The 23,129-nt window shown below is 68.9% G+C and carries 23 protein-coding genes; 12 read left to right on the plus strand and 11 right to left on the minus strand.

The window, feature by feature from the left end; all coding sequences use genetic code 11:
* Positions 1-51: 51 nt before the first annotated feature.
* The 3 genes from ACTWQO_RS06270 to ACTWQO_RS06280 form a co-directional block, all read right to left on the minus strand.
* Positions 52-3,021 (minus strand): family 16 glycoside hydrolase, encoded by a 2,970-nt coding sequence (locus ACTWQO_RS06270; RefSeq protein ID WP_443236240.1) that lies wholly within the window; start codon positions 3,019-3,021, stop codon positions 52-54.
* Positions 3,022-3,367: 346 nt separating this feature from the next.
* Positions 3,368-4,054, minus strand: coding sequence for an SDR family NAD(P)-dependent oxidoreductase (locus ACTWQO_RS06275; protein ID WP_443236208.1), 687 nt, complete (start codon positions 4,052-4,054; stop codon positions 3,368-3,370).
* A gap of 129 nt (positions 4,055-4,183) precedes the next feature.
* Entirely contained in the window at positions 4,184-4,753 is a 570-nt protein-coding gene (locus ACTWQO_RS06280; protein ID WP_443236209.1) for a TetR/AcrR family transcriptional regulator, read from the minus strand.
* A gap of 194 nt (positions 4,754-4,947) precedes the next feature.
* On the opposite strand from ACTWQO_RS06280, the gene ACTWQO_RS06285 reads away from it, so the two are divergent.
* The gene (locus tag ACTWQO_RS06285; RefSeq protein WP_443236210.1) at positions 4,948-5,628 is read left to right on the plus strand and encodes a DUF899 family protein; all 681 of its coding nucleotides are present in this window, start codon (positions 4,948-4,950) and stop codon (positions 5,626-5,628) included.
* A 40-nt stretch (positions 5,629-5,668) separates the two neighbouring features.
* Entirely contained in the window at positions 5,669-7,684 is a 2,016-nt protein-coding gene (locus ACTWQO_RS06290; protein WP_443236211.1) for a hypothetical protein, read from the plus strand.
* A gap of 18 nt (positions 7,685-7,702) precedes the next feature.
* Here the strand turns inward: ACTWQO_RS06290 and ACTWQO_RS06295 are convergent, their stop codons facing one another.
* Together ACTWQO_RS06295 and ACTWQO_RS06300 are read right to left on the minus strand one after the other, a co-directional pair.
* The gene (locus tag ACTWQO_RS06295) at positions 7,703-7,951 is read right to left on the minus strand and encodes a hypothetical protein (RefSeq protein ID WP_443236212.1); all 249 of its coding nucleotides are present in this window, start codon (positions 7,949-7,951) and stop codon (positions 7,703-7,705) included.
* 68 nt (positions 7,952-8,019) lie between these two features.
* Entirely contained in the window at positions 8,020-8,508 is a 489-nt protein-coding gene (locus ACTWQO_RS06300; protein WP_443236213.1) for a GNAT family N-acetyltransferase, read from the minus strand.
* Between the two features lie 607 nt (positions 8,509-9,115).
* Here ACTWQO_RS06300 and ACTWQO_RS06305 point away from each other — a divergent pair.
* Together ACTWQO_RS06305 and ACTWQO_RS06310 are read left to right on the plus strand one after the other, a co-directional pair.
* Positions 9,116-10,357, plus strand: a complete 1,242-nt coding sequence (locus ACTWQO_RS06305) for an acyl-CoA dehydrogenase family protein (protein ID WP_443236214.1) — start codon at positions 9,116-9,118, stop codon at positions 10,355-10,357.
* Between the two features lie 95 nt (positions 10,358-10,452).
* Positions 10,453-10,854, plus strand: a complete 402-nt coding sequence (locus ACTWQO_RS06310) for an SseB family protein (protein ID WP_443236215.1) — start codon at positions 10,453-10,455, stop codon at positions 10,852-10,854.
* A 21-nt stretch (positions 10,855-10,875) separates the two neighbouring features.
* On the opposite strand, the gene ACTWQO_RS06315 is transcribed toward ACTWQO_RS06310, so the two are convergent.
* From ACTWQO_RS06315 to ACTWQO_RS06340, 6 genes are all read right to left on the minus strand, one after another.
* Positions 10,876-11,265 carry a MarR family winged helix-turn-helix transcriptional regulator gene (locus ACTWQO_RS06315; protein ID WP_443236216.1) on the minus strand — a complete coding sequence of 130 codons (390 nt, stop codon included), beginning with the start codon at positions 11,263-11,265 and terminating at the stop codon, positions 10,876-10,878.
* A gap of 53 nt (positions 11,266-11,318) precedes the next feature.
* Positions 11,319-11,666, minus strand: a complete 348-nt coding sequence (locus tag ACTWQO_RS06320) for a VOC family protein (RefSeq protein WP_443236217.1) — start codon at positions 11,664-11,666, stop codon at positions 11,319-11,321.
* Positions 11,667-11,801: 135 nt separating this feature from the next.
* A complete protein-coding gene (locus ACTWQO_RS06325) occupies positions 11,802-12,833 on the minus strand; it encodes a LacI family DNA-binding transcriptional regulator (protein WP_443236218.1) in 1,032 nt (343 codons plus the stop codon).
* Complete coding sequence (locus tag ACTWQO_RS06330; protein ID WP_443236219.1) at positions 12,830-13,735, minus strand: carbohydrate ABC transporter permease; 906 nt, start codon at positions 13,733-13,735, stop codon at positions 12,830-12,832. The genes ACTWQO_RS06325 and ACTWQO_RS06330 overlap by 4 nt, the downstream gene beginning before the upstream one ends.
* Complete coding sequence (locus tag ACTWQO_RS06335) at positions 13,732-14,655, minus strand: carbohydrate ABC transporter permease (protein ID WP_443236220.1); 924 nt, start codon at positions 14,653-14,655, stop codon at positions 13,732-13,734. The genes ACTWQO_RS06330 and ACTWQO_RS06335 overlap by 4 nt, the downstream gene beginning before the upstream one ends.
* Positions 14,652-15,983, minus strand: a complete 1,332-nt coding sequence (locus ACTWQO_RS06340; protein ID WP_443236221.1) for an ABC transporter substrate-binding protein — start codon at positions 15,981-15,983, stop codon at positions 14,652-14,654. The genes ACTWQO_RS06335 and ACTWQO_RS06340 overlap by 4 nt, the downstream gene beginning before the upstream one ends.
* A 182-nt stretch (positions 15,984-16,165) precedes the next feature.
* On the opposite strand from ACTWQO_RS06340, the gene ACTWQO_RS06345 reads away from it, so the two are divergent.
* The 8 genes from ACTWQO_RS06345 to ACTWQO_RS06380 form a co-directional block, all read left to right on the plus strand.
* Positions 16,166-18,187 carry a beta-galactosidase gene (locus ACTWQO_RS06345; protein ID WP_443236222.1) on the plus strand — a complete coding sequence of 674 codons (2,022 nt, stop codon included), beginning with the start codon at positions 16,166-16,168 and terminating at the stop codon, positions 18,185-18,187.
* Between the two features lie 112 nt (positions 18,188-18,299).
* A complete protein-coding gene (locus ACTWQO_RS06350; RefSeq protein ID WP_443236223.1) occupies positions 18,300-19,859 on the plus strand; it encodes a glycoside hydrolase family 53 protein in 1,560 nt (519 codons plus the stop codon).
* A 182-nt stretch (positions 19,860-20,041) separates the two neighbouring features.
* Positions 20,042-20,329 (plus strand): ArsR/SmtB family transcription factor, encoded by a 288-nt coding sequence (locus ACTWQO_RS06355; protein WP_443236224.1) that lies wholly within the window; start codon positions 20,042-20,044, stop codon positions 20,327-20,329.
* 36 nt (positions 20,330-20,365) lie between these two features.
* Positions 20,366-21,328, plus strand: a complete 963-nt coding sequence (locus ACTWQO_RS06360; protein WP_443236225.1) for an SMP-30/gluconolactonase/LRE family protein — start codon at positions 20,366-20,368, stop codon at positions 21,326-21,328.
* Between the two features lie 159 nt (positions 21,329-21,487).
* Positions 21,488-21,937, plus strand: a complete 450-nt coding sequence (gene crcB, locus ACTWQO_RS06365) for a fluoride efflux transporter CrcB (RefSeq protein ID WP_443236226.1) — start codon at positions 21,488-21,490, stop codon at positions 21,935-21,937.
* On the plus strand, positions 21,934-22,314 hold the full coding sequence (locus ACTWQO_RS06370) for a DUF190 domain-containing protein (RefSeq protein ID WP_443236227.1): 381 nt from the start codon (positions 21,934-21,936) through the stop codon (positions 22,312-22,314). Before crcB (ACTWQO_RS06365) ends, ACTWQO_RS06370 begins: the two co-directional genes overlap by 4 nt.
* The gene (gene crcB, locus ACTWQO_RS06375) at positions 22,311-22,670 is read left to right on the plus strand and encodes a fluoride efflux transporter CrcB (protein WP_443236228.1); all 360 of its coding nucleotides are present in this window, start codon (positions 22,311-22,313) and stop codon (positions 22,668-22,670) included. Before ACTWQO_RS06370 ends, crcB (ACTWQO_RS06375) begins: the two co-directional genes overlap by 4 nt.
* A gap of 72 nt (positions 22,671-22,742) precedes the next feature.
* Positions 22,743-23,129, plus strand: a 387-nt coding sequence (locus ACTWQO_RS06380; protein ID WP_443236229.1) for an undecaprenyl-diphosphate phosphatase, incomplete at its 3' end; no start/stop codon positions are given.

Below are 23,129 nucleotides of genomic sequence, written 5' to 3' on the forward strand. Positions count from 1 at the left end.
CCGGCGGCCCGATGAGCCGCCGGCAAGGTCGAGGTGTGCTCTGGTTCTCGGTCAGGACAGCGGCTCCACCCACACGTTGCGGAACCGGACCTTGTTGCCGTGGTCCTGGAGGCGGATCGCACCGAGCGCGGCCGACTCGGGTTCACCGCCACCCGTCGGCCCGTCGATGGCCACGTTGTCGTGGACCTTCTTGCCGTTCCAGATCACCGTGACCCGCGCGTCCGACGTCTTCTTGCCGTCCCCGTCGAAGCGCGCGGCACGGTAGGTGATGTCGTACGTCTGCCAAGTCTCCGGCGCCTTCGCGGCGTTGAGGTCTGCGGCCTTCTTCAGATAGATCGACGCCGCCTCGTTGTTCGCGAGATCCGTGTCCCCGTACGAGTCGAGGATCTGCACCTCGTACCGGTCCTGGAGATAGACACCGCTGTTGCCGCGGTCCTGGCCGGTGACGTCGTCCGGAAGCTTGGGGACGCGGAACTCGACATGCAGCTTGAAGTCGCCGAAGTGCTGCTTCGTGCGCAGGTCGCCGCAGCAGACCTCCATGGACTTCTCGGCGGTGTGCGGCCATTCGGCGCTGCGGCCGTCGGTGTGCTGCCACGCCGTGGAGATGCTGCCGCCGGAGAACAGATCGATCCGCGCGCCTGGGCGGCGGATGTCGACCGCGTCGAGGTTGACGTGGCCGGTGTCGCCTGCGCCCACCGAGTACGTGATCGTGTTGCGGCCCTTGCGGAGCTCGAAGCGTTCGGCCTTTGTCGACCAGCGGTTCCACTCGCCCGTCGACGGCAGGCTCGTCTGCTTCGCCTCGCCGCCGTTGACGGAGACGCTGACCGTCTTCGTGCCCGGGGCGGGGTGCGGGCCGTTGGCGTAGCGCAGCCCGACGTCGTACACGCCCTGCTTGCCGACCTCGACGTCCACGCTGACCTTGGCACCCTGTTCACCGAAGCCGTCGACGAAGCCGCCGCCGGTGTACCCGGCGTGCTCGGTGTCGGTGCCCGCGCTGCCGGACAGGCGGCCGGACTCGGCGTCGTACGTGGTGACGGGCTCATCGGGCCCGGGCCCGGGCTTGGCGTTGAGCGTGTACCAGGCCTCGGTGGACCACAGCTGCTCGCCCTCGGCGGACGAGAACGGGCGCGGCGAGCGGACATGCACGACGCGGTCCGTCCTGAGCCCGGGGATGGTGAGCTGGACCTTCTTGCGGTCCTTGGAGAGCTTCGCCGACGTGACCGGCAGCGACTCCTCGTCGATCTTCGGTCCGCCGTAAGCCGGGGTCGGCGCGTAACGCCACTGCTCGACTGAGTACGCGCCCTCGGTGAGCTTGGCCGCGGTCTCCTTCGACAGGGGCTTGGTGTAGGTGAGTTCGAAGCCGTTCGGGGTCGCGCGCATCGTCTTGACGTCGAAGGCGGTCTTGCCGTTCGGGGTCAGCTTCTGCAGGCCGAAGCGGAGCTTGCCCGCCTGCCCCCAGTTGCCGTCGGCGCCCAGACCGGCGGTGTAGATCGCACCGTCGGGCCCTTCGCTGATCCGGGTGATGCCGGACTCGAGCCCCTGCGTGTGCCGGAACACCGCGCCCTGGTACTCGCCGTCGACCTTCTCGAGATCGGCGCGCTGGAGTCCGCCGTAGGTGACGTCACCGAACACCATCTGCCCGGCGAACGGGCCCTTCTTCAACTGCATCGGCGTGCTGGGCGAGTTGGCGATCTCGTTCTGCGGCAGCCAGAGCACCGGCTTGGTGACGGGCTTGTCGTCGTACGGGCCGTCCGGGTTCATGTAGTGGTTGAAGAACCGGCCCTGCTTGACATGCACCAGCTTGGAGGCGGGCAGCCAGCCGCCCTGGTTGTCGGTGACGAACAGTTCGTTGTCGGGGCCGCGGCCGATGCCGTTCGGGGTGCGCAGGCCGCCGGCCAGGTAACTGACCTTGCCCGTGGCCTTGTTGACCTTGATGGTGGTGCCGCGGTTCGGGGCTGGCTGCGGGTCGGTGGTGGCGCCGCCGTAGTTGATGGCGACGGACAGGTTCAGATAGAAGTCGCCCTTGTCGTAGAGCAGTCCGAAGGCGAACTCATGGAAGTTCCCGCCGAACGGCCACTCGGCGATCTTCTTCTTCTCATCCGCTACATCGTCACCGTTGGTGTCATTCAGCTCGGTCAGCTGATGCTTCTCCGACACATACAGCTTCCCGCCCACGTACTTGATGCCCATGGGTTCCTTGAGCCCGTCGGCGATCTTCTTGTACGTGACCTTGTCGGGTCCGGTGTCGCCGGTGACGTGGTCCAGGAGGTACACCTCGCCCTTGGTCTGCTCACTGCCGCCCCAAGTGGAGATCGCGAGCCGGCCGTCGGGCAGCCAGTCCATCGCGGACACCTGCGGCTCGAAGCCCTCGGGCCGCAGATTCGTCAGCCTGTAGCCGGGGTTGACCTCGGTCAGGGGCAGCCCGTCGCCCGGGGTGTCGTACGTCCCCTCGCACTCCTTGCGCCCGGGAGCCGTGACCCTGACGACCCCGGCGTCCGTGCTCAGCACGGAGTTCGGCACGACCGTGAACTCAGTTGCCCCCGGCGGCTTCCACTGCAGCGTGACCTGCTGACCGCCGCCGGCGTCGAAGTGGTCGATGCGCAGCGCCTGGTAGCCCGCGTTGAGGGTGATCTCGCCGTCCTTGGGCTCGGCGCCGTGCAGCCCGTCGTGGTCGATGACCTGCTGGTCGCCGAGGAAGAGCCGGGACCCGTCGTCACTGATCAGCCGGAAGGCGTACGCGCCCGCCTCGGGCACGTTCAGGTTGCCGATGATCTGCGACACGAAGTTGTCGCTGAACCCGAAGCCGTCGGTGGACGTCCAGTCGGCCGTCGGAATCAGCTTGTCGACGTTGGGAGTCTGTGCGGGCTTGAGATCGCACAGTTTGCTGAGCGGGGACTGGATGTCGAACACCCGCAGGGTGACGCCTGGTTCCTGCGGCGGGAGGTCGGCGAAGGGCCGGGGATCGTCGTCGGCCGCGGCGGGCGTGACGAGGGCGCCGCCGAGGAGGGCGGTGAGCAGCAGCCCGGTGGCTCTTCGAACTCTGTGACGGACGGGGCGGGGTGTGTGCCCGGGGGTGTCGTGGCGCTCGGGGGGTGGCTTCACTCTTCCTCCTGCGTTGTACGGCGGCTCACGCAGACTTCTGTGGCAAAGCGACGCTCAGCGTAGGGACTTGGCTTCTGTGCGTCCACACTTTGTCCACAGAAAGGAAAAACTGCTGCCGGCCGGGGAGAGAGCGAGTCCTTCGATCGAGGGCCTGGTTGTTGCGGACGCCCGCGGTGAGCGTGACGGGGCCGCGCCCCGGCCGCCTGGCCGGGGCGCGGCCGTATGTGCCGAAGGGGCGGCCCCCAGGTGTTTGTCGGGCACACGCCTACCAGGGCAATTTCCCGGTTTCATCTTGCAACGTTCCTGTCGGACCGTCCGCGTCGAGAGTCGCCAAACGTACGACGGTTCTGGCGCTCTCTTCCGGTGCCCTTCGGATTCCGAAAGCCGCGGTCATATCGGTGGCGGTGGTGCCGGGCTCAACGGCGTTGAACTTGATGCCCGGTTGAGACTTGGCGTACTGGATCGTCAGCATGGTCGCTGCTGACTTGGACGCGGAGTAGAGCGCGAGCGGCAGGTGGAACTCCGGCCGGTCGGGGTTGTTCACTGCCCAAAATGACCCGGCGCTGCTCGAAACGGTGACCACGGTGGGATTCGAGGATTTCCGCAGCAGGGGAAGTGCCGCCTCTGTGACGCGCACGATTCCCACGGCGTTGGTGTTGAACACTCGCAGAGCCGTGGGGCCGTCGGTGACTCCGTGCCCCAAGATGCCGGCGTTGTGCACCAGCACGTCGAGCCGGCCCTCGGCTGAACCGATCGTCGCCAGCGCGCTGTTCACCGAGGCGTCGTCGGTCACATCGAGCTGAACGAATCGTGCGCCAAGTGCTGCCGCGGCCTTTTCTCCTCGCTCGACATCACGCGCGCCGATGTAGACATCGTGGCCCAACTCCAGAAGCTGTTTGGCTGTCTCGAAACCGATGCCCTTATTGGCCCCGGTGATCAGTGTGACGGTCATGCGTCTCCTCTTGAAATAGGTGGCCCGACTGGACGCGTTCAGCTGCGTCTGGTGCCGAGCGCTGCTTTTCTGTATCGCGAAATCCAAAATGTGGGCAAGCGGATGCCGGGCGACTGGGGGTGCACGGTCTCAGCTCAGGAGTGAGCGCAGGCCATTGAGTGCGATATGCCGCAGCAGCTCGGACTCGATCCCCGTCTGTGCGGTCACGCGCAGCCCGGCGATGACCGTCGTCACCAGCAAGGCGCCCTCGTGCGGATCGGCATCTGCTCGGATGCTGCCATCGATGCGCCCGGCCCGGATCGCTCCCTCGAGGAGGCTCAGGAATTCGCGCAGGTCCCGATCGAGGATGCGGGCCACGCGCTCGTCCCGCGTGCGCAGGTCCGGGGTCATCAGGCTGTTCGCGACCATGCATCCGGCCGCATGCCCCTGCTCGCGTGCTGCGCGTTCTTCCTCGGCGACGTCCTCCATCAGGACGCGAAGCCGCTCGCCCCCGCTGAGCTGGTCATCGGCGAGCACCTGCGCCCGGCGCTCACGAAACACAGTCACGTACCGCTCCAGTGCGCGCACGAACAGTTCGTCCTTCGACGTAAAGGCGTTGTAGAGGCTGCTGCGCCGCACCCCCGCCGCCTCGCAGAGCTGCTCGGTCGAGGTGTCGGCGAAGCCGTGCACCCGGAACTCCGCCGCCGCGGCGTCGAGCACCGCGGTCTCGTCAAAGGATCGTGGCCTACCCATGAGAGCGACGCTACCAGATTCTGTATTTGATAATCCAGAATGAGAGGAAGTGGTCGCGACGACGATCTTGTCCTCTCGCCCTGACGATCCCGGCCCGCAGGCATACCGTGGTGAGGCGGAGCCGATCGAGGCCGTCGGACAGCACCTGGGCGGAGGCAGCGATGCGTCAGACCAATCTCACCGGGGAGTCGGCCGAATATGTCAGCGCCCGAGAGGAGCTGCGGCAGGCCGAGATCGAGCTGATGCGGCACCGCGAACGCGTCGCCGACCTGCGGCGCCGCTTGCCGCTGGGGCCCGTCGTCGACGACTACGTGTTCGAGGAGGGCCCGGCTGATCTGGAGGCCGGTGACACACCGGTGCGGACCGTGCGCCTGGGGGAACTGTTCACCCGGCCCGGGCGTGACCTGATCGTCTACCACCTCATGTACGGCAAGAAGCAGACCGAGCCGTGCCCCATGTGCACGATGTGGTGCGACGGGTTCAACGGCGTGGCCCGCCACATCGCGCAGAACGTCGACCTCGTGATCGTCGCCGCTGCCGACCTGCCCGCCCTCCGCGCGCACGCCCGGAACCGGAAGTGGACGAATCTGCGCCTGCTCGGCGCCGGGGCCGGCACCTTCAAATACGACCTGGGCAGCGAGGACACCGAGGGCTACCAGGACTCGACGGTGTCCGTGTTCACCCGCGACGACGACGGGGCGGTGCGCCACTTCTACTCCGTGCACCCCCGGATGTCCGAGGACATCGACGAGCGAGGCATCGACCTGAACAGCCCGGTGTGGCACATCCTCGACCTGACCCGCCGGGGCCGCGGGGACTGGAGCGCCGCACTCAGCTACTAGCGGCGATCCGGCCCACGATCACTGAAGAGAGGTCCACTCCTTGCTGCCTGCCGGTCTCAAGGTCCCGGAAGCCCTCACTTTCGGGCCCGGCCACGCCACGCTCGACCCCATAACGGCAGCCCCCGTGCAGTTCACCGACGAACGGGACCCGGCCCGCCGATTCCTGCTCGACACCGATGTGACCCCGTGGCACTCGGTGGAGCACCAGTGGGGTTCGGGCCATCTGGTCACCGACCGGGGCGGAGCCCGCTGGCACACGCCCGCCCAACTGCGCGCGGCGGACGGCGAGATCGAAGCGGTGCACCCGCTACTGGACGGCGTACGCGTGGAGATACGGCGCTCGGTGCGCGGAGAGGTGCTGTGCGAGCGGTACTCAGTCGTCAACAGCGCACCCGAACCGCTCACCATCACCGGGCTCGGCATCCAGACCCCCTTCGCCGACCTGTACAGCAACGCCGAGTCCTCCCTCAACCAGGCAGTCCACGCCCACCTGTTCACCGGCGGGACATGGGCGTGGGCGCTGGCGCAGCCGATGTCGGGGGAGGGCCGCAGTCTGGGGCTGATCGTCCGCGAAGGGGCGGTGCGGGCGTACTCGGTGGAGTCGCGCAACCTGAAGTCGAGTTCCCATGTCCGCGGTCACCTGGTCCTGCTGGTCACCGACCGGGCCCGCAATCCCCAGGCGTTCGGCGGCCAGCCCGCACTCCGCCTGGCAGCGGGGGAGTCGCTCACCGTGGAGTGGGAGCTGGGCTGGTACGCCTCGGTCGAGGACTTCACCGCCGCGACCCGCCCGCCGGCCGTGTTCTCCGCCTACGCCGCCGAACTCGGGGAACCGATCGTCGTCGAGGCCTCCACGGTGACCGCCACGGACTCGGCCGTGAAGGTTGAGCCGGACGCCGAGGGCCGCATCCGGGTCCAGGCCGCCCGGCACGGCAGCTACACGCTGGACATCGATGACGGAGCCCGCACCGAGGTGCTGTTCCACCTGCCGCTGGACGAGATGGTACGGCGCCGGGTCGCGTACATCACGCGGTACCAGCAGGCCAGAGAACGCCCCGGACTGCTCGCCCACGCCTTCGTCCCCGTCGACACCCGCACCGGCCTGACCCAGTCGACCAACGGCTGGTCGGACTGGACGGACGGCTCCGAGCGGATCGCCATGCCGCTGCTGCTCCAGGCCGCCGCTGCCCGGGGCTGGGCGGACCCGGAGGAGATCGACCCCCTGCTGGACGGCTGGTCCCGGTTCGCCTGCCGCTATCTGCTCGACGACAATGACGCCCCGCGACGCGGCTCCCAGGACCACCACACCGGTGTCCGGTTGTACGACATGCCATGGCTGGCCCGCTTCTTCCACGACCGGCACCGCGCCCACGGCCGGACCGACGACCTCGACCGCGCCGCCCGCATCCTCGAACGCAGCTACGCCCTCGGCGGCGCCCTGCACTTGTCCATCGGCCTGTCCCCGGCGGTCCTTGACGTGTGCGACAGCCTGGACGCCAGCGGACAGAGCGACCGCGCGCGCACGCTGCGGGACCAACTGGTCGACAGCGCCCGGCAGTTCGTCCGCCTGGGCAGGCAACTGCCCGCCCACGAGGTCAACTACGAGCAGTCCATCGTGGCGCCCCTCGTCGACCTTCTCACCGACGCCCACACCGTCACCGGTGACCCCGCTTTCCACGACGCCGTCGCCGAACGGCTGCCCTGGCTGCTGGCCTTCGGCGGGCCGCAGCCCCACGCCCGGCTGCACGGAGTGGCGATCCGCCACTGGGACGGCTTCTGGTTCGGCGCCGACCGCCTCTGGGGGGACGTCTTCCCCCACTACTGGAGCAGCCTGACCGCGGCCACCCTCCTGCGCCTGCCGACCGATCTGCGCACCGACCGCACCGACCGGCTCGCCGAGGCGATCCTCCGCGCCAACATGGCCACCTACCGCGAGGACGGCTCCGCCACCTGCGCCTTCGTCATGCCGTCCACCGTCGACGGCAGGGCCGCACACACCGCCGACCCTCTCGCCAACGACCAGGACTGGCACCTGTACCTCTGGACGCAGGCGGCGTGATCGCGACAGGGCACTCGGTCAGATCCGGTCGGCCGCGATCAGGAGACAGCGGAAGCTGCCTTCCTTGTACGCGGTCAGGAACGCCGCGCACTTGGCCGCCGCCAGCAGCCGGTCGGAATCGTCCGACTCGGGGTGCGCCAGCATGATCAGCCGGCCGAAGCCCGCCCGCTGGACCTCAGTGCAGCCGCGCTCCGGGTTCGACGGGCGGCGCCTCCGCGCGCGGATCGGTGGCGAACGCGCGGGCGGCCGACGTACCGAGACCGGCACCGTCCAGTGATGCCGGTGAACGGCGCACGAGGCACGCCCCAGGCCCAAGTGCCCCCGCCCGGGGTTTGTCAGAGTTGACGGAAGTAGACCGTGAGTGGGTGGGGAGTGCATCCGAGCGCCTCGTAGAAGGCTCGGGCCGGTGCGTGGAACTGGTCTCCTCCGGTGCCGATCTCGACGACCTCGGCACCGAGGGCCCGCATCTGTTCGAAGGCGTGCTCGCACAGTGCCGTGCCCACGTGGTGTCGGCGGTGCTGGGCGGCGACGGCGAGGATCGTAATCTCGCCCTTCTTGCGGGCCGGATCGACGCCCCATGCCACGTAGCCCGCAATGCTGTCTTCGGCTTCGGCTTCGGCGATGGCGACGTACGTGTGCCGTTCGGGTGCATGGAGTTCGGCGACCTGTTTGCGGTAGTCGCCGCGCCAGTCGCCGTGCTGAACGGCGAAGACGGCCTCGCCCATCAAGGGGCGGAAGGATTCCTCGTAGATCGGCCGGAACGTGTCGATGGTCAGTTCGGTGAGTGGTGCCAGGTCGTGCTGGGTGAATGCGCGGATGAGCACGAAGTGCGCCTCTCAGGCTGAGGGCTTGATACCCGGGCGGAACAAGGGCATCGGTCGGCCCGCTCCCTGCCACAGGATCGGCGGTGAGCCGGGCTCCTCAGCGACGTGTACGCCAGGTGTCAAAGCACTCCATGGCCCGCATCGTAGGGCCCGGCGTGTATTCCCAATACTTCGATCACAGCCCCTCGTTGATGGCTGCGACGAGGACGGTCGCCTCGATAGAGGCTTCTGGCCCTGCTCGACAGCCACGTGCAGCTTGGTGGTGAACCCGCCGCGCGAGCGTCCCAGTCCGTGATCACGAGGCTCGGTGAGGACAAAGTCCCACGTGATCGCACCCTTCGCATCAGCCAAGGCATGGCGCCGGGTAAGGACCCGGTGCCAGGTGCCGTCCCGTCTTCGTCCCCGTTCGGCAGCAACGGCTCCAGCACGGCCCACTGTTCATCCGTGAGATCTCCCGCCCCATGAACCACGATCATTCATGGGTCAAGATCCACTTTCGATACACGGCCTAGTTGGCGGTATCCGGTCGGTACCCCGGACCACTTGCCGTGTTCAATCGCTCATATCGCGTCACGAACGGACAGGGCCCCACACCTCAGGAGGCACCGTGATCGCCGCTCCCGAACCCGGACTGACCGAACGCGAGATCATCGAACGGGCCGCAGCGCTCCGGCCCGCGCTGCTCGAACGCCAGCCGGAGACCGAACGGTTGACGCACTACCCCAAGGACACCCACGACGATTTCCTGCGAGCCGGCTTCTACCGGATCCTCCAGCCGCGGCGGTACGGCGGCTACGAGTTCGCCCTGCCCGTGTTCTACCGCGTGGTCACCGAGATAGCCCGCGGCTGTCCCTCCACCGGCTGGGCCCTGTCGCTCGCCGCCGCGCACGTCCTCCAGGTCGCCTCGGTCTTCGAGGAGAAGGCCCAGGACGAGATCTTCGGCGCCGACGGCGAGTTCCGGGCGGCTTCCACGGTCATGCCCATCGGCGTCGCACAGCCCGACGGCGAGGGCCGGATCGTCCTCGACGGCACCTGGCCGTACTCCTCCGGCGCGCCCTATTCCACGCATTACGTCGGCCAGACCCTGCGTGCCCCCGAGAAGCCCGGCGACCCGCCGGGACCGCCGGTGCTGTTCGTCGCCCCGCGCTCGGTGTGGACGGTCCTGGACGACTGGTACGGCGTGCTCGGCCTGCGCGGCAGCGGATCCAACAGCATCCATATGGAACAGGCCCGCATCCCCGCGTACTGCACGATCGAGGCGAGCCTGCTTGACCTGCCGGTGGAGGACGGCAGCACCGGATCCCGGCTGCACGGCAACCCCATGTACGCCGGGCGCGCGCCGAGCTTCTTCCACGGAGAGCTGGCCGCCATCATGGTCGGCACCGCGTACGCCGCCGCCGACGAGTACGCCCGGATCCTCGCCGCCCGTCCCCTCGTCCTGGAACCCGACCGCACCCGGTCTGAACTCCACGACTACCAGCGGCACTTGGGGGAGGCGCTCGGCGTCGTCCACACGGCCGAGGCCGCGCTGCGGCGCACCGCCGAGGACTGGATGGAAACCTGCCATCGCAACGCCAGCGGCGAGGCCCCCTTCACCGTGGCCGAGGACAACCGGCTCGCGCTGATGTTCCTGAACGCCGGACGTATGGTCTGGGACGTGCTGCAGGGCATCCTCTTCCGCACGGCCGGCTCCCGGCACGCCCGCGACGGCGAGCGGATGCAGCGCTACTTCCGGGACGCGGCCACGTACTGGACACATGTGGGCCCGAGCATGGCCGAGCCGCTGTACCGGCGGGTCGGCTGCGACCGACTCGGCCTGCCCTCGGACCACATCCCGCTGATCCCCTGATCCCGGATGAATGCGCTGCTCCGGATGGGGTACGCGAGCAGGGCGCGCATCTGTTCCGAACAGGCCGTACGACCGCCGCTACCAGGGAAGCTGCCATGGAGACACCCCGCACCACCGCCACCGCGGCCCAGCGCGCGCTGGACGTGCTGGCCCAGAACACCGAGGACACGGCGGCGCTGGACGCGCTCGCGAGCAGCGAGGTGCTCGTGCCCGTGCCCGACGACGTCAGCGACGAGGACGCCACCGATCCCGGCGCCGTGGCGCTGCCGGTCATCGAGCACCCGGGAGGCGAACCGACCGTGCCCGTGTTCACCTCGGAACCGGAGCTGGCCGGTCTGCTGCCCTTCGTCTCCCGCTACCGGCTGGTACCGCTGGGTGCCCTCGCCGCACAGTGGCCCACCGACGATCTGGCCCTCACCATCGACGGGGCCTCCCGGCATCCGCTGACACTCACCTCGGAGGGAGTCCGCACCCTGCTGGCCCGCCCGCGCGGGTGAGCGGGGCGACCGGCCCGCGCCTCAGCCGCCCAGCATGCGGGCCAGCACCGCCCGCTGCAGCGGTAGCACCCCCGCGTGCAGGTCGCGGCCCTTGGCGGTCAGGGTGACCCATACGCCGCGCCGGTCCTCCATGCAGACCGAGCGCTCCACCAGGCCGTCCTTCTCCAGTCGGCCGATGAGCCGGGACAGTGCGCTCTGGCTGAGATGGACCCGGCCGACGAGGTTCTGCACCCGGCACTGGTCGCCCTCCTCGGGCGAGGCGGAGGCGAGGATGTCGAGGACCTCGAAATCGCTCGCCCCCAGCCCGTGCGGGTGCAGCACCCGGTCGATCTCGCACATCGTGCGCGCGTGCACCGACAGGATGTCCCGCCAGCGTTCCTCGAGCCGGGCCTCGGCCGTGTCGACTGCCATACACCCAATGTTAATGCACATGCATCAACACTTGAACGGCACTCGAAGCCGGCTCAGGCAGGATCCTGAAGGAGCCCGACCAGGTTCCCGTCCGCGTCCTTCACGAAGGCGATGAGCCGCCCGCCGCCGACGTCCTTGACGTCCTGGAGCAGCTCCGCACCGGCGTCGAGCAGGGCCGCGAGACGGGAGCGGATGTCGGTCACGGTCCAGTAGGGCACCGGTCCGGTCATGCCCTTGGCGTGCCCGTTCGGGTCGAGGCCGACGTCCTGGCCGGCGGCCTTGAAGCCGACGTAGTAGGGCTCGTCGGCGTACGGCTCCACCTCCAGCAGGGCGCTGAACAGGGCTTTCGCCCGGGTGATGTCCTTGACGGGGTAGATGATCGTGTTCACACCGGCGGTCATGACGGACTCCTCCGTGAAGCGTGCCCCGACGATTCGCGCCGGGTTCGCGCCGACGGGTTGCGGCGCTGATTTCACGCTAGGACGGGGGAGCGGCGGGTGGCTTCTTGGATCCTGACCGGTTGCTCCGCTCCGCCGTCACGTGGACCCCCGCTTCACCAGCTCCGTCGGCAGGATCACCGCCGCCGGGTCCTCGCCCCCGATCTGGGCGAGCAGCACACGGACCATCTCGTTGCTGATCCGGTCGTAGGGCTGGCGGATCGTGGTGAGGGCGGGGGTGGACTCCGTCGCGGCGGTGGAGTCGTCGAAGCCGCCGACGGACACGTCCTCGGGAACCCGGCGGCCCGCCCGGCGCAGTGCCGTCAGGGCGCCCTGCGCCATCAGGTCGGAGGCCACGAACACGGCGTCCATGTCCGGGGCCTGCGCCAGCAGCCGTTCGGCGCCGGCCTCGCCGCTGGCCCGGCTGTAGTCGCCGGAGACGATGAGGCGCTCGTCGATCTCGACGCCCGACTCGGTGAGCACCTCCTTGTACCCGGCTAGGCGATCGACACCGCCCGGGCTGTCCAGCGGACCGGTCACGACACCGATGCGGCGGCGGCCCAGCGACAGCAGATGGCGCACCATGTCCCGGGCGCCGTCCCGGTCGTCGGCGGCCACATAACTCACCTTGGAGCCGCGCCCCATGGGCTTGCCGCACTGGACGAGGGGCACCCCCGCCTGGCGTAGTTCCTCGGCGACCGGGTCGGCGGAGTGACTGGACACCACCAGCACGCCGTCGACGTGACCGGCCGTGATGTACCGCGTGATCCGGCGCCGCTCGTCCTCTGTGCCGGCCAGCATCAGCAGCAGCGGGATGTCGTGCGAGGCCAGCGCCTGGGTGCAACACCGCAGCAGGACATTGAAGTTCGGGTCCTCGAAGAGCTTCTCCTGCGGCTCCGTCAGCAGAAAGCCGATCGAGTCCGAACGCCCTGTGATCAGCGAACGGGCGTGCCGGTTGACGACGTAACCCGTCTTGCGGATCGCGGCGTTGACCGCCTCCTGGGCGGTGGGGCTGACGTAGTGCCCGCCGTTGAGCACCCGCGAGACGGTGCCCCGGGAGACCCCTGCCTCGCGTGCCACGTCATGGATCGTCGGCGGTTTGCGCCGGCCCCCCGTATTGCTCATGGTCATGACTTTACGGCTCCGGAGAGGAGATCGAGACTCCAGAACCGCTGGATGACCAGGAAGAGCGCGACCAGCGGGATGACGGCGAGAAGGGCGCCGGTGATCACCAGGGTGTACAGCGCCGGGGTGTTCGCGCCCTGCTCCAGGAGCGTGTACAGACCGAGCGTGATCGGGAACTTCTCGTCGTCACTGAGCATGATGAACGGCAGCAGGAAGTTGTTCCACACGGCCACGAACTGGAACAGGAACACCGTCACCAGTCCCGGGACCATCATCGGCAGCGCGACCCGGGTGAAGATCCGCCACTCGCCCGCCCCGTCCATCCGCCCGGCCTCGACCACATCGGTCGGCACGGCGGCGGTGGCGTAGATCCGGGCCAGGTAGACGCCGTACGGCGACAGGATCAGCGGCAGCAGCACGGACAGGTACGAGTCCGTGAGGTCGGCCTTCGCCAGCAGCAGGTACTGCGGGATGGCGAGGATCACCGGCGGCATCAGCACGCCCGCGAGCAGCACGTTGAAGACCGTCTCCCGGCCGCGGAAGCGGTAGATCGCCAGCGCGTAGCCGCTGAACGCCGACACGACCGTCGACAGGAGGGCGCCGAGGCCCGCGTACATGGCGGAGTTGCCCATCCATTTCCAGTACACGCCGTCGCGGTAGGCGTTGAGGTCCTTGATGTTGTCGGCGAAGCCGCTGCCCGGCAGGAACGTGAACGTGGAGAACAACTCGCCGCCGGACTTGGTGGCCGCGATCACCACCCACGCCACGGGCAGCAGACAGTAGAGCGCGCCGATCAGCAGCGTGATCGTCGGCACGAGCGCGATACGGCGGCGCAACGGCGGGCCCTGGGCGGTGCCGGGCGTGGTGCCCGCGGCCGGCGAGGCCTTGCGGACGGCAAGAGAACTCATCGTGCTGCCTCCTGCTTGGTACGACGGTTCGCGGTCCGCAGGAAGCCGAAGGACAGGACGAGGGTGACGAGGGCGATGATCACGGCCTGGGCGGCGGCCGCGTAGATGTCGCCCTTGCCGAAGGCGTCCTGGTACACCTTCATCAGCGGACTCCAGGTCGTGGACACGGAGTTGGTGAGGGGCTTGAGGGTGGTCGGTTCGTTGAACACCTGGAGCGTCGCGATGATCGAGAAGAAGAAGGTGAGCACCAGCGAGGGCGCCACCATCGGGATCTTGATCCTCAGTGCGATCTGCAGCGGCGTGGCGCCGTCCAGCTTCGCCGCCTCGTACACCTCGACCGGGATGGCCTGCAGCGAGGTGTAGATGACGATCATGTTGAAGCCGGTGCCGCCCCAGACCGCGATGTTCGACAGGGCGAGATACAGCGGACCGCCGTCCAGCAGATCCGGTTGCGGCAGACCCAGCTTGTCGAGCACGAAGTAGAAGGGGCTGACGTCCGGCAGGTAGAGGAAGCCCCACAGCAGTGCCGCCACCACGCCGGGAATGGCGTACGGCAGGAAGATCGCGAGCCGGGTGAACGGGGCGAGCCGCACCTTGTCGGAGTCCAGCATCAGCGCGAACAGCAGGGCGAGGCCCAGCATCACCGGGACGACGATGCAGCCGTAGCCCAGCACACGCAGCGCGCCGTCCACGAGTTCGCTGTCGGTGAGGGCGTCGGTGTAGTTCTCCAGACCGGCCCAGACCTCTGTACGGGCGCCGGAGCCCAGACCGAGGCCCGAGACCTTCACCTTGCGGAAGCTGAGCCAGAGCGCGTAGCCGATGGGCAGCGCGAAGAACAGGAGGAACAGGACGACCGCGGGGAGGAGGAAAGCGTACGGGGCCCCCTTGACCCCGTACGACTTCCGGCGTGCGCTGGTCACTCGGAGACTCCGAAGCCCTGCTTCTTCATGTCGGCGACCGTGTCGTCCTGCATCGTCTTCAGGGCGGCGGTGAAGTCCGACTTGTTCTTGGCGGCGGCGCCGAACGCGTCCTTGAAGGTCGTGTAGGCGACGTTGACGTTGGGGCCCCACGCGGACGGCGCGGTGGTCTCCGCGATCTTGGCGGCCTGGGTGTAGAAGTCCGCCTGGTTGGAGAAGTAGTCCGGCGGGGTCTGGAAGGCGCCGCTGAGCTGGGCGGACGTGGAGGCGGGGTAGATGCCGCCCTCCTTCGCCAGGGCGTTGAGAGCTTCGCCGTCGGTGTTGAGCCAGGCGGCGAACTTCGCGGCGGCCTCCTTGTGCTGGGAGTCCGTGGTGACACCGGTGGAGGAGCCGCCCCAGCTGCCGGTGACGTTCTCACTCGCGGACCACTGGGGGAGCGGGGCCATGGCCCACTTGCCCTTGGTGTCGGGAGCGGCCGTGGTCAGTGTGCCCGGCGCCCACACCGCGGAGACCCAGGCGATCTGCTTGCCGGTGTTCAGCGCCTTGTTCCAGGCCGGGGTGTACATGGGCTGGTTGTCGATGGCGCCCTCCTTGACGAGGTCACCCCAGAACTTGGCGACCTTCTGCGTCGCCGCGTCGTCGATGCCGACCTTCCACTTCTCGCCCTCGGTGGTCCACCACTTGGCGCCGGCCTGCTGGGCGAGGCCCGCGAAGAGGCCGGAGTCGTTGGCGGAGAAGGTGGTGAGGTCGGTGTCCGGGGACTTCTTCTTCAGCGCGCGGGCCGTCTCGGCGAACTCGTCCCAGGTGGTCGGAACCGTCAGGCCGTACTTCTTGAAGAGGTCCTCGCGGTAGTAGAACATCATCGGCCCGATGTCCTGCGGGACCGCGTAGACCGCGTCCGTGCCCAGCGTGGTCTGCTGCCAGACACCCTCGGCGAACTTGCCCTTCGCGGCGCCGACTTCACCCGCTATGTCGGCGAGCGCGTCATTGCTGACCAGCGTCGGCAGCGCCTGGTACTCGGCCTGCACCAGGTCGGGCGCCTTGCCCGCCTTGTGTGCGGTGAGGATCTTGGTGACCAGTGTGTCGCCGGACGCCTGCTTCTTCACCGTGACGGTGATCTGGTCCTTCTTGCCCTGGCCCTTGTTCCACAGGTCGACGACCTTGTCCATGCCGGGCGTCCAGGTCCAGTACGTCAGCGAGACCGGCCCCGATTCGGTCTCGCTGTCGTCGTCGGACGAGCCGCAGGCGGCGAGGGCGGTCGCGCCGAGGGCGACGGCCACGGTGGTGGCTGCACTTCTGACAAAGAGCCGCCGGCGCTTCGTGTTGGGCATGGATCTCTCCCCTGACCAGGGTCCTCGCCCGTCGCGAGGACCTGCCATGCTTCTGTGAGCGTTCACAGTAGAGAAACATCCCGGACACTTGTCAATGGTTGTTGCTGTGCGGTTATGTTGGGCTCGCACCGCTCAGGATGTGTGTGCACGTTCCCAAATGATCGACCAAACGGGAGAGATCCATGCCGGAGACCACCCCCAGGGGCCTCACCAGGCTCGCCTTCGGTGGGGACTACAACCCCGAGCAGTGGCCGGAAAGCGTCTGGCACGAGGACGTCCGGCTGATGCGGGAGGCCGGCGTCACCATGGTGAGCGTCGGGATCTTCTCCTGGGCGCTCCTGGAGCCATCGCCCGGGGAGTACGACTTCGGCTGGCTCGACCGCCTGCTCGACCTGCTGCGCGAGAACGGCATCCGCGCCGACCTGGGCACACCCACCGTGGCCCCGCCCGCCTGGTTCTACCGGGCCCACCCCGACGCCCTGCCGGTCACCGCGGAGGGTGTGCGCTACGAGTTCGGCTCCCGCGCGGCCATCTGTCACAGCAACGCCGACTACCGCGCCGCCGCCGCCAACATCACCACACAGCTCGCCGAACGCTACGGCGACCACCCCGCGCTGGCGATGTGGCACGTGCACAACGAGTACGGCGTCCCGGTCTCGGCCTGCTACTGCGACTCCTGCGCCGCCCACTTCCGCCGCTGGCTGGCGACGACGTACCAGACGGTCGACGGAGTCAACGAAGCCTGGGGAACGGCCTTCTGGGGCCAGCGCTACGCGGACTTCGAGCAGATCAACCCGCCGCGGCTCGCGCCCACGGTCGGCAACCCGGCCCAAGCGCTGGACTACAAGCGGTTCGCCGACGCCACCATGCGCGAGAACTTCGTGGCGGAGCGGGACATCCTGCACCGGCTGTCACCCGGCGTCCCGGTCACGACGAACTTCATGACCGCGCTCAGCCAGTGCGACTCCGTCGACTACTGGGCCTGGGGCCGTGAGGTCGACATCGTCACCAACGACCACTATCTGATCACCGACGGCCGCCGCACCCACGTCAACCTCGCGATGGCCGCCGACCTCACCCGCTCCGTCGCCTCCGGCTCCCCCTGGCTGCTCCTGGAGCACTCCACATCGGGCATCAACTGGCAGCCCCGCAACCCCGCGAAGGCCCCCGGCGAAATGGCTCGCAACTCTCTCGCGCACGTCGCCCGCGGCTCCGACGGCGCCCTGTTCTTCCAGTGGCGGCAGTCCCGGCGCGGCGCCGAGAAGTTCCACTCGGCGATGCTCCCGCACGGCGGCACCGAGACCCGCGTCTGGCGCGAGGTCGTTGAACTCGGCGCCTCCATCGACTCGTTGAGCCCCCTGCGCGGAAGCCGCACCGAGGCCGATGTCGCCGTCCTGTGGGACTGGCACTCCTGGTGGGCGCAGAACCTCCAGTGGCGCCCCACCGAGGACCACGACGCGCGCGAACGCGCCGACTCCTTCTACGAGGCCCTGTACGACCGCCACCTCACGGTCGATTTCGCCCACCCGGAAGCCGACTTGTCGAGGTATCCCCTTGTCGTCGTGCCCGCCCTGTACCTGATGACGGAGGCGGCCGGGGCCAATGTGCGCGCGTACGTCGAGAACGGCGGCACGCTCGTCGTGTCGTACTTCTCCGGCATCGTCGACGAGCACGACGCCGTGCACGAGGGGGGCTATCCGGGCCCGCTCAGGGATGTCCTCGGCCTGACCGTCGAGGAGTTCTCGCCGCTTCTCCAGGGCGACACCGTCCGTATCACCGGCCCGGACGGCTCCGAACTCACCGGTGACGTGTGGACCGAGTTCGTGGTGCCGGGCAACGCCGAGACCGTGTGGACGTACGCCGACGGCCTCACCGTCGGCCACCCGGCCGTCACCCGGCACCGCCTCGGCGAGGGCACGGCCTGGTACGTGTCGACCCGCCTGGACGCGCACGGCCTGGACGCCCTGCTCGGCTGGGCGACCGAGGACGCCCGGATCGCGCCGCGCGCCGACCTGCCGCACGACGTCGAAGTGGTGCGCCGCACGGGCGAGTCGGGCACCTTTCTGTTCGCCATCAACCACAGCCCGTCCGACGCCAAGGTGCCGCTGGAGGCACACGGCACCGAGCTGCTGACGGGCGAACGCGCCGCGGGCCGCCTCGCGGTCCCCGCGGGAGCCGTGCGGGTCGTACGACTCGACGGCTGAGCCGACTCCCCTCCGCCCGCGCGTGCCACGAGCCGCGGGCGGAGGGGACCCCTCACCTCCTCGGCGAGGGGCACCCCCATTCCCATTCATGTCGAAGGGACGACGGACGACGATGTTCCATCCCAGACGCACGCTGAGAGTCCTGCTGCTGCCGCTCGCGGCGGGCCTCGCCCTCACCGCCCTGCCCGCGCAGACCGCCCAGGCGGCGAGCACCCTCACCAACACCGGGTTCGAATCGGACGGTGGGGGAGTCGCCACGCCCGCCGGCTGGTCGGAGTACGGTTCGACCGGCGCCTCGTACGTCGAGGCCGGGGGCCGCAGCGGGAGTTACCGGCTGAGCCACTACTCGTCCGCCGCCTACAAGGTGGAGACGTACCAGTACCTGTCGGGGCTGACCAACGGCACCTACAAGCTGACCGCCTGGGTCCGTTCGGGCGGCGGGCAGAACTCCGCGTACATAGCCCTGAAGAACTGCGGGAGTTCGGAGCAGCGCACCGACCTTCCGGTGTCCGCCAGTGGGTGGATCCGGATCGTCGTGCCGATCAATGTGACGAACAACCAGTGCACCGTCAGCATCAACAGTGACGCGAACGCGGGCAACTGGATCAACGTTGACGACCTGAGTTTCACATCGGGCACGTCCGGTACGTCGATCCATGGTGCCGACATCTCCTCGCTCGCCAAGAGCGAGGCCAAGGGCGGTGTCTACAAGAACAGCTCCGGCACGACCGGCGACGCCCTCGCCATCCTCAAGTCGAACGGCATGAACTACGCGCGCCTGAAGGTCTGGGTCAACTCGGCCGACGGCTACAACAACAAGACGCGCGTGCTGGCGACGGCCAAGCGCATCAAGGCCCAGGGCATGAAGCTGCTGGTCGACTTCCACTACTCGGACACCTGGGCCGACCCGGGCGCCCAGTCCAAGCCGAGCGCGTGGGCGGGCCACTCGTACAGCCAACTCAAGACCGACGTGTACAACCACACGTACGACGTGTTGAACGCGTTGAAGGCGCAGGGCACCACCGCCGACATGGTCCAGGTGGGCAATGAGATCAACGGCGGCATGCTGTGGTCCGAGGGTTCCACGGACAACTGGACGCAGCTCGCCGGGCTGCTCAACAGTGGATACGACGCCGTCAAGGCCGTCAACGCGTCCACCACCGTCGCCCTGCACCTCGCCAAGGGCGGCGACCTGTCCGGCACCCGCTGGTGGTTCGACAGCGCGGTCTCGAACGGCGTGAAGTTCGACGCGATCGGCCTGTCGTACTACGGCTACTGGCACGGCTCGCTCTACGACTTCCAGACGACCCTGGACGACGCGGCCTCCCGCTACGGCAAGCCGGTCTTCGTCGCCGAGACGGCCTACCCCTTCCGTCTCGACAGCGAGGACTCGCACGAGAACATCATCGACCTCGCCGGCGAGCTGGTCTCCGGCTACCCGGCCTCGACCGCCGGGCAGTCCCGGTGGATGAAGGACATCGCGAGCATCGTGGAAGCCGTCCCGAACGGCCGCGGCCTCGGCGTCTTCTACTGGGAGGCGACCTGGACCGCGGTGAACGGCAACGGGTGGGACCCCACCGACGCCGCCTCCGGCAATGGCTGGGAGAACCAGGCCCTGTTCGGCTACGGCGACAGGGCGCTCCCGGCGATGGCGTGGTTCAGCCACCGTTGAGCCCGTGACGAAAGGGGCCCGGCCGCCGTGTGCGCCCGGGCCCTTGCCGTGTCCGCGCGACAGCGTGTGGAGCGCACGGGCGTTCGATATCGGACAAACGTGGCGAAGTTCCGGACGGCGTGGTCTGGTCTGCGGAAGAGTGGGAACACGCGGTCCGAGGAGGCCAGGACGGAGGGGGCGCGATGCTGAGGACTCCCGTCAGTGAACGGCGGCTGGACATCCTGGAGTGGCTCAAGGACCCGGCCGCGCACTTCCCGCCGCAGCGGCACGGCGACCCCGTCGAGGACGGCGTCACCGCGTCCGCCGTCGCCGCGAAACTCGGCGTGTCCCGCTCGGTCGCGGAAACCCACCTCGGCCTGCTCACCGCCATCGGCCTGCTCCGTACCAAGAGGATCCGGCTGCGCACCTACTACCGGCGCGACGAGGTGCGGATCGCCGAGGTGGCGCGCATGTTCGAGAAGGGCTGGTAGCGGCGTACACCCCCCGACCGCGAAGGGCACGAACGCATGGACCGTCCCACCGCTCTCGTCCCCCGGCACTACGTCGCGATCGGCGGCCGTGGCCCCGAGGACGTGGTGGCCGATGCCCGCGGCCGGGTGCTGACCGGCGTCGAGGACGGCCGTATCCTGCGCCTCGATCGTCTGACGGAGCCGTTCGCCGCGCGCGTCGAGGTCATCGCCGAGACCGGAGGCAGGCCGCTCGGCCTCGAACTCCTCCCGGACGACGCCCTGTTGGTGTGCGACGCCGTGCACGGGCTGCTGCGCGTCGGCCTCGCCGACGGGATCGTCCGTATCCTCGTCGACTCGGTCGCGGGGGAGCGGCTGCGGTTCTGCAGCAACGTGATCGCCCTGTCCGACGGCAGCGTCTACTTCACCGTCTCCAGCCGCCGCTACCCCTTGGAGCACTGGATCGGCGATCTCGTCGAGCACACCGGAACGGGCCGGCTCCTGCGACTGGCACCGGGCTCGGACACGCCCGAAGTGCTCCTGGAAGGCCTCCAGTTCGCCAACGGGCTGGCCGCGAGCGGCGACGAGTCCTTCCTGGTCGTCGCGGAAACAGGCGCCTACCGCCTCACTCGCTACTGGCTCACCGGGCCGAAGGCGGGACACTGCGAACCCTTCGCCGACAACCTCCCCGGCATGCCCGACAACCTCTGGCGCGCCGGACCGGACGGACCTCTGTGGGTGTCCCTGGCCGGGCCCCGCGTCCCCCCGCTGGACCTGCTCCACCGCGCCACCCCCACCGTGCGCCGCGCCGCCGCACGCCTCGCCGTGCGGGCCCCCTACCGCCCGACCGCGTGGGCCGGCGTCCTGGCGCTCGACGACGAGGGCACCGTCCGGCACCACCTCACCAATCGCCGCTCCCGCTTCCGTATGGTCACCAGTGTCTGTGAGACGGACGGCCACCTGATCCTCGGCAGCGTGTGGGAGCGGGGCGTGGCCGTGTGTGAGGCACCGGTCACGAAGTGACCCCGGCGAACGCCGGAGTTAACCTGGTCCCCGGCCGCGATGATTCTCGCGGCACCGGCGGTGGGGCCCGCCGTACCCGAACCGCGGCACAGGTGCCGCCAACGGTCCCTACTTGCGACGACCGCATGCCCGGGTTCCGGCGAGTAGGAGACGTACGACATGGCAGCCCCCGAGACCACCCCTCTCCGCACCTCACGGCGGGCCGACCGGCACGGTCAGGCACCCGTCGTCGCCGTGGTCGCGCTCGGCGGGGGCATCGGCGCGGTCGCCCGGTATGCCGCCTTGCTGTGGTGGCCGGCGCAGCCGGGCGGATTCCCCTGGGCGACCTTCTGGACCAATGTGATCGGCTGCGCCGTGATCGGAGTGTTCATGGTGGTCATCACCGACGTGTGGGCCGCCCACCGCCTGGTGCGCCCTTTCTTCGGCACCGGCGTGCTCGGCGGCTTCACCACCTTCTCGACATACGCCGTGGACATCCAGAAGCTGGTGGACGCGGGTCGTCCCGGCACCGGGCTGGCCTATCTCGCCGCCACCCTGCTCGCCGCACTCGCGGCGGTGTGGCTCGCCGCCAGGGCGACCCGGCGCGTCCTGAGATGGAGGCAGCCATGATGAGGCCGACCGGCAGGGCAGTGCGGGTGACCGTCTTCATCGGCGAGAACGACACCTGGCACCACAAGCCCCTCTACACGGAGATCGTGCACCGCGCGCATGCGGCGGGCCTCGCGGGGGCCAGTGTCTTCCGTGGCATCGAGGGCTTCGGTGCCTCGTCCCTCATCCACACCTCACGGCTGCTGTCCCTGAGCGAGGACCTGCCCGTCGCGATCGTGATGGTGGACACCGAGGAGCGCGTCCGCGCCTTTCTGCCGCAGCTGGACGAACTCGTCACCGAGGCACTGGTCATCCTCGACGACTGCGAGGTCATCCGGTACATCGGCCGCGACCCCGGATCGGGCGAAACGGACGCGAAAGGTAAGAAGGCGTTGTGAACTGGCTGCTGGTCGTCGTGGGTGCCATGGTGGGTGCCCCGCTCCGCTACCTCACGGACCGCGCTGTGCAGTCCCGGCACGACTCGGTGTTCCCCTGGGGCACCTTCGCGGTGAACATCGCCGGGTGTCTGATCCTCGGCCTGGTGACCGGAGCCGCGAGTTCCCACGTTCAGCTGCTGCTCGGCACCGGTCTGTGCGGGGCCCTCACCACGTACTCGACCTTCTCGTACGAGACGCTGCGGCTGACGGAGACCGGGGCGGGGCTCTACGCCGCCGCCAATGTCGCCGGGAGTGTGGTGGTCGGACTGGGCGCGGCTTTCGCCGGGGTGTGGATCGCCCAGACGGTGTGGGTGTGACGCGCGGGACCACACCCGCGCGCGGTAAGACTGGTCACCGCACTGTCGGTCACCTCGCCAGAAGTGGATCCCATGAGCGCCATCAACGTCGGTCAGGCCGTCGTCCTCGGAGCCATCGAGGGGGTGACCGAGTTTCTGCCCGTCTCCTCGACCGGCCATCTGAAGATCGCCGAGGGACTCATGGGCATCCCCGTGGACGATGACGCCGTCGTGGGGTTCTCCGCCGTCATCCAGGTCGGGGCGATCGCGGCCGTGCTCGTGTACTTCTTCAAGGACATCGTGCGGATCATGACCGCCTGGTTCCGGGGTCTCGCCGACCGCGAGGAGCGCTACCACCACGACTACAAGTTCGCCTGGTGGGTGATCGTCGCGACGATCCCGATCGTGGCGGTGGGTCTGGCCGCCAAGCCCCTCATCAAGGGACCGCTGGCCTCCCTCTGGGTGGTCGCGGGCTCGCTG

The organism is Streptomyces sp. 4N124, assembly GCF_052245395.1.
Taxonomy (GTDB): Bacteria; Actinomycetota; Actinomycetes; order Streptomycetales; family Streptomycetaceae; genus Streptomyces.

Bases quoted from the DNA above. Each gene is read 5' to 3' on its own strand.
- ACTWQO_RS06350 (WP_443236223.1), top strand. From the start codon at position 18,300: ATGTTCCATCCCAGACGCACGCTGAGAGTCCTGCTGCTGCCGCTCGCG.
- ACTWQO_RS06275 (WP_443236208.1), bottom strand. From the start codon at position 4,054: ATGACCGTCACACTGATCACCGGGGCCAATAAGGGCATCGGTTTCGAG.
- ACTWQO_RS06285 (WP_443236210.1), top strand. From the start codon at position 4,948: ATGCGTCAGACCAATCTCACCGGGGAGTCGGCCGAATATGTCAGCGCC.
- ACTWQO_RS06325 (WP_443236218.1), bottom strand. From the start codon at position 12,833: ATGACCATGAGCAATACGGGGGGCCGGCGCAAACCGCCGACGATCCAT.
- ACTWQO_RS06360 (WP_443236225.1), top strand. From the start codon at position 20,366: ATGGACCGTCCCACCGCTCTCGTCCCCCGGCACTACGTCGCGATCGGC.
- ACTWQO_RS06315 (WP_443236216.1), bottom strand. From the start codon at position 11,265: ATGGCAGTCGACACGGCCGAGGCCCGGCTCGAGGAACGCTGGCGGGAC.
- ACTWQO_RS06340 (WP_443236221.1), bottom strand. From the start codon at position 15,983: ATGCCCAACACGAAGCGCCGGCGGCTCTTTGTCAGAAGTGCAGCCACC.
- ACTWQO_RS06310 (WP_443236215.1), top strand. From the start codon at position 10,453: ATGGAGACACCCCGCACCACCGCCACCGCGGCCCAGCGCGCGCTGGAC.
- ACTWQO_RS06320 (WP_443236217.1), bottom strand. From the start codon at position 11,666: ATGACCGCCGGTGTGAACACGATCATCTACCCCGTCAAGGACATCACC.
- ACTWQO_RS06355 (WP_443236224.1), top strand. From the start codon at position 20,042: ATGCTGAGGACTCCCGTCAGTGAACGGCGGCTGGACATCCTGGAGTGG.
- crcB (WP_443236226.1), top strand. From the start codon at position 21,488: ATGGCAGCCCCCGAGACCACCCCTCTCCGCACCTCACGGCGGGCCGAC.
- ACTWQO_RS06330 (WP_443236219.1), bottom strand. From the start codon at position 13,735: ATGAGTTCTCTTGCCGTCCGCAAGGCCTCGCCGGCCGCGGGCACCACG.
- ACTWQO_RS06370 (WP_443236227.1), top strand. From the start codon at position 21,934: ATGATGAGGCCGACCGGCAGGGCAGTGCGGGTGACCGTCTTCATCGGC.
- ACTWQO_RS06345 (WP_443236222.1), top strand. From the start codon at position 16,166: ATGCCGGAGACCACCCCCAGGGGCCTCACCAGGCTCGCCTTCGGTGGG.